1 protein-coding gene is annotated in these 568 nt (G+C 45.8%); it reads right to left on the bottom strand.

The features are described 5' to 3' along the window. Nucleotides 1-11: 11 nt before the first annotated feature. On the bottom strand, nt 12-568 hold a 557-nt coding region (locus tag AC1DLB_RS31695; protein ID WP_477786492.1), incomplete at its 5' end, for a hypothetical protein.

The raw sequence follows: 568 nt of genomic DNA, 5'->3' as shown, positions 1-568 counted from the left end.
GAGTAACCATTTTATGCCTCGCTCCTCATCTGGTCCAATGCGCCCAAGATAAATTGAGTGTCATTTAAAGTGTGCTTGGCTCGAACGTCAGCTCTAGTGTCTGATGGGCCTTTAAAGTTTTGAGCCGCGGCACCATCCATGAGCAATGCTTCCTGTGCCCCAGCATTGCCAGAGATAATTGTACGTGCTAGCTCACCCACATCTTTTTTAAGAAGCTTCATCGTGAATCGGCTTCCGTTTTTTTTGAAAACCTGCACCACTTGGCGCTTTTCTAGTTCTCTATAATCCTCTCCGATAGCGGTTGCGCCATATCTACCGCCAACCTCCTCTCCTGAAATCAATTTTCTAATGAGTGCATCTGGAAAGGAAATATGACCTCTGGATGCTACACTACGAGTCATTCCATACGTTAAGGATGCTAAGAGAGCTTTAGCATCGTCAATCGGGTCGTCTTCAAAAGGGCGACCAAACTTTTGAAAAGAATTTGGCGATGTGAGGTAGCCAATGGCTTCAGTGTTGTTGCTTACCTCAAGTCTGTCCAATAGTCCGATGCCGATTAGCCTCTTAT

Source organism: Pseudomonas sp. 05N434, from assembly GCF_056396965.1.
This window is presented reverse-complemented; position numbering and strand designations above follow the sequence as displayed.